12 protein-coding genes and 2 tRNA genes are annotated in these 13554 nt (G+C 61.4%); 10 read left to right on the forward strand and 4 right to left on the reverse strand.

The features are described 5' to 3' along the window. Positions 1 to 151 precede the first annotated feature (151 nt). Genes AC1DLT_RS27530 through AC1DLT_RS27540 form a run of 3 tightly spaced genes read left to right on the forward strand, consistent with a single transcriptional unit; the run spans position 152 to position 4013 of the window. Positions 152 to 1798 carry a GMC family oxidoreductase gene (locus tag AC1DLT_RS27530; RefSeq protein WP_477488841.1) on the forward strand — a complete coding sequence of 549 codons (1647 nt, stop codon included), beginning with the start codon at positions 152 to 154 and terminating at the stop codon, positions 1796 to 1798. 55 nt (positions 1799 to 1853) lie between these two features. Continuing rightward, positions 1854 to 2906 (forward strand): amidohydrolase family protein, encoded by a 1053-nt coding sequence (locus AC1DLT_RS27535; protein WP_477488842.1) that lies wholly within the window; start codon positions 1854 to 1856, stop codon positions 2904 to 2906. Positions 2907 to 2909: 3 nt separating this feature from the next. Next, the gene (locus tag AC1DLT_RS27540) at positions 2910 to 4013 is read left to right on the forward strand and encodes an amidohydrolase family protein (RefSeq protein WP_477488843.1); all 1104 of its coding nucleotides are present in this window, start codon (positions 2910 to 2912) and stop codon (positions 4011 to 4013) included. A 113-nt stretch (positions 4014 to 4126) separates the two neighbouring features. Here the strand turns inward: AC1DLT_RS27540 and AC1DLT_RS27545 are convergent, their stop codons facing one another. Next, a complete protein-coding gene (locus AC1DLT_RS27545; RefSeq protein ID WP_477488844.1) occupies positions 4127 to 4921 on the reverse strand; it encodes an SDR family NAD(P)-dependent oxidoreductase in 795 nt (264 codons plus the stop codon). Between the two features lie 638 nt (positions 4922 to 5559). Then, positions 5560 to 5634, reverse strand: a tRNA-Asn gene (locus tag AC1DLT_RS27550). A gap of 159 nt (positions 5635 to 5793) precedes the next feature. On the opposite strand from AC1DLT_RS27550, the gene AC1DLT_RS27555 reads away from it, so the two are divergent. Continuing rightward, positions 5794 to 6081 carry a hypothetical protein gene (locus AC1DLT_RS27555; RefSeq protein WP_046601410.1) on the forward strand — a complete coding sequence of 96 codons (288 nt, stop codon included), beginning with the start codon at positions 5794 to 5796 and terminating at the stop codon, positions 6079 to 6081. Between the two features lie 10 nt (positions 6082 to 6091). Here AC1DLT_RS27555 and AC1DLT_RS27560 read toward each other — a convergent pair whose 3' ends face one another. After that, the gene (locus AC1DLT_RS27560) at positions 6092 to 6733 is read right to left on the reverse strand and encodes an exopolysaccharide biosynthesis protein (protein ID WP_477488845.1); all 642 of its coding nucleotides are present in this window, start codon (positions 6731 to 6733) and stop codon (positions 6092 to 6094) included. Positions 6734 to 7154: 421 nt separating this feature from the next. On the opposite strand from AC1DLT_RS27560, the gene AC1DLT_RS27565 reads away from it, so the two are divergent. Continuing rightward, on the forward strand, positions 7155 to 7439 hold the full coding sequence (locus tag AC1DLT_RS27565; protein ID WP_477488846.1) for a hypothetical protein: 285 nt from the start codon (positions 7155 to 7157) through the stop codon (positions 7437 to 7439). Between the two features lie 64 nt (positions 7440 to 7503). Here AC1DLT_RS27565 and AC1DLT_RS27570 read toward each other — a convergent pair whose 3' ends face one another. After that, positions 7504 to 7764, reverse strand: coding sequence for a DUF982 domain-containing protein (locus tag AC1DLT_RS27570; protein WP_477488847.1), 261 nt, complete (start codon positions 7762 to 7764; stop codon positions 7504 to 7506). A 300-nt stretch (positions 7765 to 8064) separates the two neighbouring features. Between AC1DLT_RS27570 and AC1DLT_RS27575 the strand changes: the two genes are divergently transcribed. The 5 genes from AC1DLT_RS27575 (at position 8065) to AC1DLT_RS27595 (ending at position 13459) form a co-directional block, all read left to right on the forward strand. Then, positions 8065 to 8138, forward strand: a tRNA-Cys gene (locus AC1DLT_RS27575). Between the two features lie 173 nt (positions 8139 to 8311). Next, positions 8312 to 8509 carry a hypothetical protein gene (locus AC1DLT_RS27580; protein ID WP_038542362.1) on the forward strand — a complete coding sequence of 66 codons (198 nt, stop codon included), beginning with the start codon at positions 8312 to 8314 and terminating at the stop codon, positions 8507 to 8509. Between the two features lie 138 nt (positions 8510 to 8647). Continuing rightward, entirely contained in the window at positions 8648 to 9301 is a 654-nt protein-coding gene (locus AC1DLT_RS27585) for a protein-L-isoaspartate O-methyltransferase family protein (RefSeq protein WP_477488848.1), read from the forward strand. Between the two features lie 267 nt (positions 9302 to 9568). Next, positions 9569 to 10486 carry a PopZ family protein gene (locus tag AC1DLT_RS27590; RefSeq protein WP_477488849.1) on the forward strand — a complete coding sequence of 306 codons (918 nt, stop codon included), beginning with the start codon at positions 9569 to 9571 and terminating at the stop codon, positions 10484 to 10486. 141 nt (positions 10487 to 10627) lie between these two features. Continuing rightward, positions 10628 to 13459, forward strand: coding sequence for a valine--tRNA ligase (locus AC1DLT_RS27595; RefSeq protein ID WP_477488850.1), 2832 nt, complete (start codon positions 10628 to 10630; stop codon positions 13457 to 13459). Positions 13460 to 13554 lie beyond the last annotated feature (95 nt).

Raw genomic sequence — 13554 nt, forward strand, 5'->3', positions numbered from 1 at the left:
AATATGACTTCCTTCCAATCGGCTCGTATGCCATGATTGTACGGGAGGCTGCGATTGTGCGGCCGTTGTGTCCTTTGCTCTTCCGGTGCCCGTTTCGGCGCCGTAACCGCGAGGCGCGCGGCTAGCTGTTGCGGAAAGTGGAGGAGAGACCATGGGTGCGTTCGAGCATTCCCGTACCTACGATTACGTCATCGTGGGCGGTGGCACGGCAGGCTGCGTTCTGGCCAATCGGCTATCGGCGGACCCGGCGGTCGAGGTGCTGATGATCGAGGGCGGCGGCGAGGGGCGCGGCTTCTACGTCGACATGCCTCTCGGCCTCGCCTATCTCATCGGCAGGCCCCAATATGACTGGCTCTACAAGGGCGAACCCGAGCCCTATCTCCATGGACGCCAGCTCGCACTGCCGCGCGGAAAAATGCTCGGGGGCAGTTCCGCGATCAACGGCCTGATCTATGTGCGCGGCCATGCCTACGACTACGACCAATGGGCGCAGCTCGGCAATCGCGGCTGGTCCTGGGAAAGCGTGCTGCCCTATTTCAAGCGCTCCGAAGCGTTTCATGGGGCTGGCACGGAGGCGCACGGCACCGAGGGCGAATGGGCGGTTTCCGATCCCAATGTGCGCTGGGAGGCGTTGGAGGCCTATCGCCGGGCGGCGATCGAGCAGGGTATTCCCGCTGCGGACGACTACAATTCCGGCGACAACGAAGGCGTGGCCTTTTTCGTTGCCACGATCAAGAAAGGCGTGCGCCATTCCACCGCCCGCGCATTTCTGGAACCTGTCCGCAACCGCCGCAACCTGTCCGTCGTGACCGGCGCTCTCGTCGACAGGATCACCCTGGAGGGCAGCCAGGCGAGCGGTGTCGTGTTCAGCCTCGATGGCCGGAACCAAGAGGCGAAGGCGGGGAGGGAAGTCATTCTGTCGGCCGGAGCCTATAGCTCGCCGGCCATTCTCGAACGCTCCGGCATTGGTGCTCCGGACGTGCTTGCATCCGCCGGAATAGAGGTGCTGCACGCGTTGCCGGGTGTCGGCGAAAACCTGCAGGACCACTGGCACATCAGGGTACAGCATCGTCTTCACAACACCCATACGCTGAATACCCGCGCCGGCACGCGGTTCGGCCGGATGCTGCTCGGCATACAGTATTTTGCAACCAAACGCGGGCCGCTCGGCGGATCGCCGACCCTGCTCGGCGCCTTCATCAAGACCATGCCGGATGCGCCGGCGCCTGAAATCCAGATCCACGTCTCAGGCTCCACCTCGCCGAGTTTCGGCGGCGCCATGCATCCGTTCCCCGGCATCACCTCGTCGGCCTGTATCCTGCGGCCGGAAAGCCGCGGCCATTGCCATGTTGGGGGCAGGGACCCTTCCGCCCAACCGCGCATCCTGCACAATTTTCTGAAAGAGGAGGCCGACCGCGACATCCTGATACGGTCGATCGACGCGGTCCGACGCATCGCTGCAAGCCCCGCCATGGCGCGTTTCGAGCCGGAGGAAATTGCGCCGACCGCAGCCGTGCAGTCGCACGACGACATGCTCGACTACGCGCGCCGCACCCTCAATACCACCTTCCACCCGGTCGGCACCTGCAAGATGGGCCGCGATCGGATGGCGGTGGTCGACGATCGGTTGCGGGTCCACGGCCTCGCCGGCCTGCGCGTCGTCGACGCCTCGATCATGCCGACCATCGTCTCCGGCAATACCCAGGCCCCGACCGTGATGATCGCGGAAAAGGCGGCGGATTTCATCCGCGAAGAGAGGCTCGGGATCGAGGAAAAGATGGGGACGCAGGCGGCGTGAGGCCGCACGTAAGAAAGCAGCACAGATGTCAACGATGAGCGAGACGCATACGAAGATGGCCAGATTCGAAACCGCCGGGGCGATCGATTGCGACGTCCACCCGCCGACACCGCGTCGCGCCGACCTGCTTCCCTATCTCGACGACTACTGGCAGGAGATCGTGACTTCACGCGAAGTCGACGTGCTGGAACTGATGAGTTATCCTGAGCGCACGCGTCCCTATATGCGGCCTGACTGGACGTGGAGCGGCGATCCGCTCGCGCAGATGCAGAAGAACCTGCTCGATCCGCTGGGTCTTGAAGGTGCCATCCTCAACGTGGTTTCAGGCGCCCACGCTCTGTTCGATCCCTATCTGGCCGCCGCCATATGCCGCGCCACCAACGACTGGCTCACCGACAAGTGGCTGAGCCGCGACAGCCGGCTCAGGGCATCGATGCTGGTGCCGTTCCAGAATGTCGAAGCCGCGGTCGAGGAGATCGAGCGTCGGGCCGACGACAAACGTTTCGTGCAGATCCTGACGCTTGCCATGACAGAGCTTCCGCTTGGCCGCCGCACCTACTGGCCGATCTACGAGGCGGCCGAGAAACACGGCCTGCCGATCGGTATTCATGCAGGATCGAACTTCCGCAACGCGCCGAGCCATAGCGGCTTCCATTCCTTCCTGATCGAAGACCATGTGGTTCAGCCGCAGGGTTTCTCCACCCAGGTCGCGAGCCTGATTTCCGAGGGCGTCTTCGTCAAATATCCCAATTTGAAGGCCGTGATGATCGAATCCGGCGTTACCTGGATGCCGGCGCTGATGTGGCGCATGAGCAAGGACTGGCGCGGCACCCGCATCGAGGTGCCGTGGGTCAAGGACGCACCGGCCGATATCATCCGCAGGCACATCCGCATGACGTCGCAGCCCTTCGATGGCCCTGACGATATCGAGGATGTCGCCAGGACGCTCGACCACTTGCTCAGCGATGATATGCTGCTGTTCTCCTCGGATTACCCGCATTGGCATTTCGAGGGCCTGGACGTGCTGCCCGAGGGTCTGCCGGAAGCCAAGGTGAACAAGATCCTTCGCGACAACGTTTTCGCCACCTATCCGAGATTTGGAGGCTGATCCATGGAAACCCCAGTACTCGAACGTAGCTCCGAAAAATCGCAAGTGCAGGGCGTGGTCGATTGCGACGTGCATCCGGCTTTCTCCCGGCCGGACCAGTTGCTCGACTACCTGCCCGAACGCTGGAAAACGCATGTGCGGGATTTCGCGGTGCGCACGGCAAACCCCTTGCTCGGCACGCTGCCCTATCCGCGCATGACGCCCGGCAATGGCATGCGCCGTGATTCCTGGCCGCCGAACGGCGGGCCGCCGGCGTCGGACCTTGCTTTCCTGCGGGAACAACTGCTGGACCAGTGCAACATCGACTACGGCATCCTGCAGCCGCTCGCGGCCGGCAGCATGGCCTTCAACCAGGAACTCGGTGCAGCGCTCTGCGCGGCGCTGAACGACTGGCAGATCGACAAGTTTGCCGGGCCGGAACCACGGCTGAAAGCCTCCATTTGTATCTCCCAAGAGGACGCGAGGGAATCGGTTGCGGAAATCGACCGGCGTGTCACCGACCGCCGTTTCGTGCAGATCGCCATGCCGCCGCGCACGCTGGAGCCCTGCGGCCGTCGCCGCTACTGGCCGATCTACGAGGCGGCCGAACATTACGGCCTGCCGATCGGGCTGCATACCAGCGCTTTCGGCTACCGCCCGAATACGCCGTCCGGCTGGAGTTCGTTTTATCTGGAGGAGCACTACGCAGCCTCCAACAGCCTCCAGACCGTGCTCTCCAGCATGATCCTCGAAGGCGTGTTCGAACAATTCCCGAAGCTGAAGATCGTGCTCGTCGAAGGCGGGTTCTCCTGGCTGCCGTCACTCGTCTGGCGGCTCGACCGGGAATGGAAGCGCATGCGCGACGAGGTTCCACACGTGAAGCGCAAGCCGTCCGAATATGTGCGCGAGAATTTCTGGTACACCACCCAGCCGATCGAGGAGCCGGAGAACAACCGGCATCTCCTCGATATCCTACGCTGGATTGGCACCGACCGGCTGATGTTCTCGACCGACTATCCGCACTGGGATTTCGACGATCCGCGTTTTGCCTTCAAGGTGCCACTGACATCGGCCGAGCGCTCCGCTATCTTCCGCAACAACGCGGTGGAACTGTTTGGCCTGAAATAAGCTCGGCGCCGTCGTGGACTTGAGCGACGCTCCGGCCTGAAACGTCAAAAGCGCGCCGCAAGACGCGCTTTTTCGGCCGTGAAGAGAGCCACGACGATGCTAGTCGGGGCGGGTTAGACGATCGACCGAACGACGCCGCCGTCGACGCGCAGGCCAGCGCCGCTTGTCGCCGAAGCCTGCTCCGAGCAGACATAGACGACCATGTTTGCCACTTCTTCGGGGGTCGACAATCGATTGATCAGCGTTGTCGGGCGCATCGTCTTCAGGAAGACTTGCTCCGCTTCCTCCTGGTTGATGCCCTGCGCATGCGCCAACTCGCTCATCATATTGGACAGGATTTCGGATCTCGTCGGGCCGGGAAGGACCGCGTTGACCGTTACCCCGGTTCCGGCGACCGCTTCCGCAAGGCCCCTGGAAATGGCGAGTTGCGCGGTCTTAGTCATGCCGTAGTCAATCATCTCTTTTGGGATGTTGAGAGCGGACTCGCTGCTGATGAATACGACCCGTCCCCAACCCCGCTCCATCATCTTCGGCACATAGTGGCGTGCGGCGCGAACGCCGCTCATGACGTTGAGCTGAAAGAGGCTCAGCCAGTCGTCATCGGCGAGATCGAAGAAGGACTTCGGGCGTGCCGTACCCACATTGTTGACGAGGATATCAGCATCCGGCGCCTGCGCGAACAAGGCTGCGGCCCCTTCCGCCGTTTCCAGATCAGCGGCGACGCCCGTCAGATCGGAGTTTGGGAAAAGCGCGCGAATCTCGCGAAGCGCCGTGGCGACACGTTCCTCGCCGCGGCCGTTGATCACGACCGAAGCGCCCGCGCGCGCCAGCCCTTCGGCAATGGCGCGACCAATGCCCGCCGTGGAGCCGGTTACAACGGCCTTACGGCCCTTAAGGTCAATATTCATGAGGTATTCCTTCTGAGATAGTGGCGGCTGGTTATCTGATGCGTGAGATGTTGCGTTCGGTTGCGACCTTGGCAAGATCCGCAAGGAGCTTCTCGTGGGTGCGCCAGAAAATGTCGGGTTCGTCCAGGGCCGACAAGCATCGCGCCCATTCACAGTCAAATGGGATGGAGGGCAACCGAGCGGGATGGGCGATTCCTCGACAGCGGCTGTGCATCGGCGCACCACTTGCGCATGTTGGGAACGCTCTGGCTCCTCACGCATGGCGAAACGTACAAGCCAGGCGAGTGCGGCTGGTCATTGAATTCATCGCCAAATAGGCGCCGCTACTCGCGGGGGCAGTCCAGATGCAGCGACCGACGGCAGCGGCTCCATCCGTGAATGGTGCGCCGAAGTAGCCAACGGCACGCGATATGTGAACTTGTCACATATGAGATCGGTATGGAGCCGCCACCTGGCTTATTGGCACGCCATGCGGGTCAATTCCGCGAGCAGGAAATGGTATACGGCGAGATGTACCTGAATTTGTGACGCAACACAGGCTTGCCCGCTAAGCGAACCGCCCAAAGGCTCAGGAAACACCTATCTGCTTGAAAGGTCGCATCAAAAAGGCCGTGATTTTCATCACGACCTTTATAAAATGGCTCCCCGGGCCGGATTCGAACCGGCGACCTGTCGATTAACAGTCGAATGCTCTACCGCTGAGCTACCAGGGATCATCCGCGAAGGGTCGCGGCGTGTGCGGCGGGTAATACAAATGCTTTGTCGTTTTGCCAAGCGGTTTTTGCAAAAAAAATGAACTTGGTTGTTTTATCCCCGGTAAAGCCCCATTTCTCGGGCAAAGCTGGGCCTTTAACCGGTGAGGATAATTGAGAGTGGCAGGCGAACGGAAACCGAGGCGATTTGGAATCGACCCGCAAAGCGGCAAACTGGCGCTGGGCAGCGTACAGATTCCCATGCCACGGTCGCGGATCGGCCGGGTCGTCGTCGGCGTCGTCCTGATTTTCGGCGGCGTGCTCGGCTTCCTGCCGATCCTTGGCTTCTGGATGCTGCCGCTCGGCTTTCTGGTGCTCTCGCACGATCTGCCCTTCGTGCGGCGTCAACGCCGCCGCATCGCACTCTGGTGGGCAAGGCGGCGGGGGCGTAAGGCCGAACAGCGATAAGGCTGCACGATCAGGCGAACATCGATGCGATACCCTGGCCGGCGCTGAACGCTACGTAGGCAAGCACGCCGAAATAGATCACCGTCACGACGTTGAAGAGATAGCCGCCGAGCACGATCAGCCCGTCGCGCTGGATCATGCCGGTCGACAGAAGCAGGATGGCTATTCCCGGTAGGGTGTTAGAGAAGGGGACCAGCCCCAGCGGAAACATCAACAGCACGCCGCCGGCCGCGATCGCCAGGCCGTTGATCCGGCCGACAAGCCGGCCGGTGGTCAACGCCGAAATGCGCGGCTTCAGGAACCGGTCGAGGCGCGAAACGATGCTGACGCCCTTTTCCAGCGCCGGCAGCAGTTTCTTCGTATCAAGTTCGCGGTCGAGGATTTTCTTCGGCAGCCAGGGCAACCGGTTGGCGGTGATCGCCAGGCTGATCAGGATAATCGCCGCGCCGAACACGGTACTGACCCCGGGGATCGACACGGGAAGGAGGAAGGGCAGGGAGGCAATGGCGCAGATCAGCAACAGGCCCTGTTCGCCGACTGCATCCATCAATTGCCGCAGCGTCACCGACTGACCCTTGATGCCGTCGATAAGCTGGCGCAGCGTGCCGCTCAGCGAAGTTGAGGTATCGTCGAATTCGATGCTTGCGCTCACTGTTCGTCTCTCCATTCCGCCTTAAAACAGCGGTATGGGTAACAACAAACCGTGTCCTCGCAAAGGCGCGAGCCACAACCTGCCGGAAACGTGAACGCCCGGCGTCTCATGGAAAATCAAAAGGCTACGCCATCCGTTATCGGGCCGTTATCGAGACTGCGCCCAATAGTCGTAGGCTCCGCAGCCCAGCACGATCACGAGGATCGCCAGAACCACGGGATTAAGGGTGGTGATGAATTCCAGATACTGCATGACGGTCTCCTCCTACCGCATGTTCGCCGCCCGGTGCTCCCCCACTCGACGACAATGCCATTCTAGCACAGGCGCTGTGCCGCCGCCACTTCAGTGTTGCCGCAGAGACTCTGGCGCATCCCTCCCCGAATCACTAGCATTGCTCCCGGGATTGAAGACGAGGGTGACCATGGGTCTGAGAGTGATCGAGGGTGGGCTTGCGGCCTGCGTGGCGAAGCCTGCCGATCTGGCCGGGGGCGAGATGCCGAGCCGCGACGACGTGCTGCGCGAGGCCGAACGGCGGATCAGGTCTATGGGGTACGAGACCTGGCGCAATCGCGAGACGTTGACCGGCATACCGGTGCCGCGCGAAATCCGTTATCTGGCCATGCAGATCAGTTTCGTCGCCGAAGCCATCGGCAGATTGTCAGACATCCCGGCTGACTTTCGTTCCGATTTCTATTGGCCAGCGTAAGCGCCGCACGCCGTCAGAGACACTGAGTTTGACACTGATCATCGGCCCCGCCCAAAGGGTGAAATCAGTTCAGCATCTTCGCTTCGATGCTGGCGAGGATGAAGGTCTCCCGCACCCTTTCCAGGGGAAGCTTGCGCTGCAGGCAGGCGGCGCATTCCTTTAGGGCCTTGATATAATAGGTACCTTCACGCACCGGCCAGCGCCAGTTGAGGTACTCCAGGGCTTCTTTTGGCCCATGGATGGTTTCTGGGAAACCGTATCCAATGCGTACTCTGACCGGGGAACTCCACACGGAGTCATCTGCTTCAGTTACGTTACTCGTCATGTCCACACCTTGCATTGCGGCGTAGAGAACTCATCCGGAAGCGTTTGGTTCCGTAATTTTGGTGAATTTTTTATGAAGCCAGTCCGGAGCGCCGGCCGGCATCCAATCGAGCCGGTTTTTTGACATTCCGGCCAGTTTTTTTTCCGAACGTGGACCGCGGGCAGAGATGCGAACTGGCCCGCCCGCATCGGCGTCCGTCATCTTGTGCAGAAAAATATGGCAATCGGGCCAAACCGCGCTTGCGCGGTTATTCGATTCGTTCTAAACGCCCGACACCACTCGCTCTTTATGCGTTCGGATGGCCTCGTGGCGGAGTGGTGACGCAGAGGACTGCAAATCCTTGCACCCCGGTTCGATTCCGGGCGAGGCCTCCAATTTTCCCTTCTTTCCGGACCAATCCCTCAAATCCAAACATGCTTTGATACCAAGCATTTACCACGCATTTTTGTGTGCGGTGCAACATGGTTAATTTTTTAACCTTCTCCTCCTAGGCTCGGAACAGAAAGGCCTGCTCAGCGATTATTGGGCGGAACGGAAGGAAGGCGTCATGATCACCAGGATTATCAATGTGCATCGCCAGGCGGCCAACGAGGTCGAAGGCACCGGAACGTTCGCCGACGGCATGTTCCCGCTGACCTCCGCTGAACAGTCCGCCTTCGACAAGGGCCATAGCCTGCGCTCCTCCTATGGCCGTGATTATGTGACCGTCCGCAAGCTTGAAGAAGCGCCGCCGGCCTACGCCTGAGCATCGGGATTGCAGGAGAGGGCCGTTCACCTCGGCTTTTTTGCTTCGAAACCGGCCGGCGTCTTGAAAGCGTGTCTCGCCGTCAGTAAGACGGACATGCGTGAGCCGGCGCATCGCCGGTGATTTGGGACGACTGAGATGATGGATTTCGAAGCAGCACGGACAAAGATGGTCGAAAATCAGATCCGCACCACCGATGTCACGTCGCATTCGGTTCTGCGGGCCTTCTATAATGTACCGCGCGAAGCTTTCGTGCCGGCCAAGGCAAAGTCGCTCGCCTATATCGACAAGGATATCGAGGTGGCGCCTGGGCGCTACCTGATGGAGGCTTCGCCGCTTGCCAAGCTTCTGCAGCTCGCGGCGATCACCAAGGATGATGTCGTGCTCGAAATCGGCACCGGCAGCGGTTATGCGACCGCCGTCCTGTCGCTGATCGCCGGCTCCGTGGTTTCGCTGGAGGCGGATGAGGCGCTAGCCTCGCAGGCGACTGGAACGCTCTCCTCGCTTGGCTACGACAATGTCGCGGTCGTTACCGGCGAACTCGAAAAGGGTTATCCTGCCGAGGCCCCCTATGACCTGGTCTTCGTCAACGGTGCCGTCGAGGAAGTGCCTGCCGCTCTTCTGGAGCAGCTGCGCGACGGCGGCCGGCTGATCGCCGTCGTCGGTTACGGCAATGCCGCCCAGGCGAAGGTGCTGGTGAAGGAACAGGGCTCGATTTCCGAGAGCGCCTATTTCAATGCGTCGGTCAAGCCGCTGCCAGGCTTTCGCAAGGCTAAGGAATTCGTGTTCTGATTGCTCCGACACGATCGAATGTCATGAACGGAAGGGGCCTTGCAGCCCCTTTGTCGTTTCTGTCGACGCCATCCGGTTCTTTCATCCAGCTGTCATCTGTTCCGGTAAGTGTGACCAACGGGATTCACAACGCCAACAAAACTGTGTATCCGTAGGAAGCCTGGGGCACTTGTCATTGTTTCCAGCCCCCCCAAGACCTTAGAGTAACGTCGATTCGGTTCACCCTCCACGGGGCCGAGTCGAGTGCCGGTAACAGCGGGGATGAAAATGGCTCAGCCAAATGTAGCGCGTGAACCCTCCATGGAAGAAATCTTGGCGTCCATTCGCCGGATCATTGAAAGCAATGAGCCGAACGCCGAGAACGCGCTCAACGGTCAGCTCCCTCCGGTCTATGGCGAGGATGAGATCGAAGACGGCGAAGAGCCGGGCTTCGTCCCGGATATGGCTGCCAATGACCGCGGCGCCCCCTCCCGCAACGAACCGATGAGCTACGCGCAAGGGTCGTCGGGCCAGCCGGCGCAGCAGGATCGTACCCTGTCGCTCGCCGACGTCGCCGCAAGGGTTCGCGCCGCTTCGGTCCGCCAGCAGGAAACCGGCACGGTGCGCCTTTCCACCGCTTCGACTGCGCCGACGCTGTCAGCGACGATCTCTCCAGCGCAAACACCGTCTTCGCCCGCACCGGCGGCACGCCAGGAAGAGCCGGCTCCGCTTCGTCCCCAGATGCCGCGCATGCCCGAATTCCGCGAACCGGTCACCCAGGCCGCCGCCCCAGTCACGCAGGCAGCGCCGGCTTCGCAGCCGGAACCGGTCCAGCGCGTCATGATGCCGGTTTTCGATCCGCCGCTGTCTGCTTCCAGCAGAGCCGAGGCGCCGGTACGGCCTGAACCAAAGAGCGAACCGAAGGCAGAACCGAAATTCGCCGCGGAGCAGGCCTCGCGCAGCCTGCCGGCGAAGATCGAGGAGACCGCCAACCTTCTCTCCGCCGAAGCCGGCGCTCAGGTCGCAAAATCCTTCAGCGAGCTTGCCTCGGTGTTCAACGGCATGGAACGCCGCTCGCTTGAGGACATGGCCGGCGACATGCTGCGCCCGATGCTGCAGGAATGGCTGGACGACAACCTGCCGACGCTGGTCGAGCGCCTGGTGCGCGAGGAAATTGAACGCGTATCTCGCGGCACGCGCCGCTAAGCCAGCGGCTGGCGTAGCCAATCCGCCCGCAAGGCTGATCGATACGGCCGCTCCGGTGACGGGGCGGCTTTTTTATTGACTTGGAACACCCCATCCTATTTACACCCCGATAGCTCTCAAAGAACAAAAACGGGTCAGGAAATGCTCGAAAAGACCTATGATTCCGCAGAAGTAGAACCGAGGATCGCCAAGGCCTGGGACGAGGCCGACGCTTTCCGCGCCGGCGTCAACGCCAAGCCGGGCGCGGAAACCTTCACGATCGTCATCCCGCCGCCGAACGTCACCGGTTCGCTGCATATGGGCCACGCGCTCAACAACACGCTGCAGGACATCATGATCCGCTTCGAGCGGATGCGCGGCAAGGACGTGCTGTGGCAGCCGGGTATGGACCATGCAGGCATCGCCACCCAGATGGTCGTCGAGCGCCAGTTGATGGAGCGCCAGCTTCCGGGCCGCCGCGAAATGGGCCGCGAGGCCTTCGTCGACAAAATCTGGGAATGGAAGGAAGAATCGGGTGGGCTGATCTTCAACCAGCTGAAGCGTCTCGGTGCTTCCTGTGACTGGTCCCGCGAGCGTTTCACCATGGACGAGGGGCTTTCGGCCGCGGTCCTGGAAGTCTTCGTCACCCTCTACAAGCAGGGCCTGATCTACAAGGACAAGCGTCTCGTCAACTGGGACCCGAAGCTGCTGACCGCGATCTCCGACATGGAAGTCGAGCAGATCGAGATCAACGGCAATCTGTGGCACCTGCGTTATCCGCTCGAAGACGGCGTCACCTATCAGTATCCCGTTGCCTTCGACGAAGACGGCAACGCCACCGAATTCGAGACGCGGGACTACATCGTCGTCGCGACGACACGTCCCGAAACCATGCTCGGCGATACCGGTATTGCGGTCAATCCGGATGACGAACGTTACAGGTCGATCGTCGGCAAACATGTCATCCTGCCGATCGTTGGCCGCAGGATCCCGATCGTCGCGGACGATTACGCCGATCCGACGGCCGGCAGCGGCGCGGTCAAGATCACGCCGGCCCACGACTTCAACGACTTCGAAGTCGGCAAGCGGGCAGGGCTGCGCCGAATCAATGTTCTCGATATCGACGGAACGGTGACCATCAAGGACAACGAGGATTTTCTGGAGGGCCTGGACAATCCAGCCGCCTTGCATGGCGCCTGGGACCGGCTGGAAGGCCAGGATCGGTTCACGGCCCGCAAGATCATCGTCGAGATATTCGAGGAAGCCGGGCTGCTCGACAAGATCGAGCCGCACAAGCACATGGTGCCGCATGGCGACCGCGGCGGCGTGCCGATCGAGCCGCGCCTGACGGAACAATGGTGGGTGGATAACAAGACGCTCGCCCAGCCGGCGATCGCCTCGGTTCGCGAAGGCCGCACCAAGTTTGTTCCGAAGAACTGGGAAAACACCTATTTCCAGTGGATGGAGAACATCCAGCCGTGGTGCATTTCCCGCCAGCTCTGGTGGGGACACCAGATTCCGGCCTGGTACGGCCCGGACGGCCAGGTCTTCGTCGAAAAGACCGAGGAAGAGGCGCTGCAGGCGGCAATTCAGCACTATCTGTCGCACGAAGGACCGATGAAGGCCCTCGTCGAGGACCTGCTGGAGAACTTCAAGCCGGGTGAAATCCTGACCCGCGACGAGGACGTGCTCGACACCTGGTTCTCGTCCGCGCTGTGGCCATTCTCGACCCTGGGATGGCCGGAACACACCCCGGAACTGAAGCGGTATTATCCGACCAACGTGCTCGTCACGGGTTTCGATATCATTCCGTTCTGGGTCGTTCGCATGATGCAGATGGGTCTGCACTTCATGAAGGACGAGGAGGGCAATTCGGTCGAGCCCTTCCACACCGTCTACATTCACGCCCTGGTGCGCGACAAGAACGGTCAGAAGATGTCGAAGTCGAAGGGCAACGTCATCGACCCGCTCGACCTGATCGACGAATACGGCGCCGACGCGCTGCGTTTCACGCTGGCGATCATGGCCGCCCAGGGGCGCGACGTGAAGCTCGATCCGGCCCGCATCGCCGGTTACCGCAATTTCGGCACCAAGCTCTGGAACGCCACCCGCTTTGCCGAGATGAACGGCGTCAAGCGTGATCCGGCTTTCCTGCCGGAGGCAACGGCGCTGACCGTCAACCGCTGGATCCTGACCGAACTTTCCGCCACGATCCGCGACGTCACCGAGGCGATCGAGACCCAGCGTTTCAACGAAGCTTCGGCTTCGCTCTACCGGTTCGTGTGGAACCAGGTCTGCGACTGGTATCTTGAACTGCTGAAGCCGATCTTCATGAGCGAGGACGAGAGCGCCAAGGTCGAGGCGCAGGGCTGCGCGGCCTATGTGCTGGAAGAGACCTACAAGCTCCTCCATCCGTTCATGCCGTTCATGACGGAAGAGCTCTGGGCCCATACCGAAACGCGCGATGGCCTGCTTTGCCATGCCGATTGGCCGGCACCGGAATTCGCCGATCAGGCGGCTGCGGAGGAGATCAACTGGCTGGTCGATCTCGTGACCGGCCTGCGCTCGGCCCGCGCCGAGATGAACGTGCCGCCGTCGGCCGTTGCGCCGCTGATCGTCGTCGGCGCCAACGAGTTGACCCAGGCGCGTCTGCGCCGTCATGAGGCGGCCGTCCGCCGCCTTGCGCGCGTGGAAACCATCGAACTCGCCGACGTGGCGCCGAAGGGCTCTGCCCAGATCGTCGTCGGCGAGGCGACCGCCTGCCTGCCGCTCGGCAACCTGATCGACCTGGTGGCGGAAAAGGCGCGCATCGAGAAGGCAGTCGGAAAGACCGAGGCCGAGATGGATCGTATCGGCAAGAAGCTCGCCAACGAGAAGTTCGTCGCCAATGCCGATCCCGAAGTGGTTGCTGCCGAGCGCGAGCGCTTTGCCGAACTGGAAGTTCAGATGGCGAACCTGAAGACCGCGCTTCTGCGCATCAGCGAAGCTGGCTGACCGTCTTCATTGTGAATCAGTTCGATAGAGGATGCCGCGCCGGAAACGACGCGGCATTTTCATTTTTCGCAACCGCTTGTTGGTCTGGTTCGGCA

The organism is Neorhizobium sp. 05N33 (assembly GCF_056397445.1).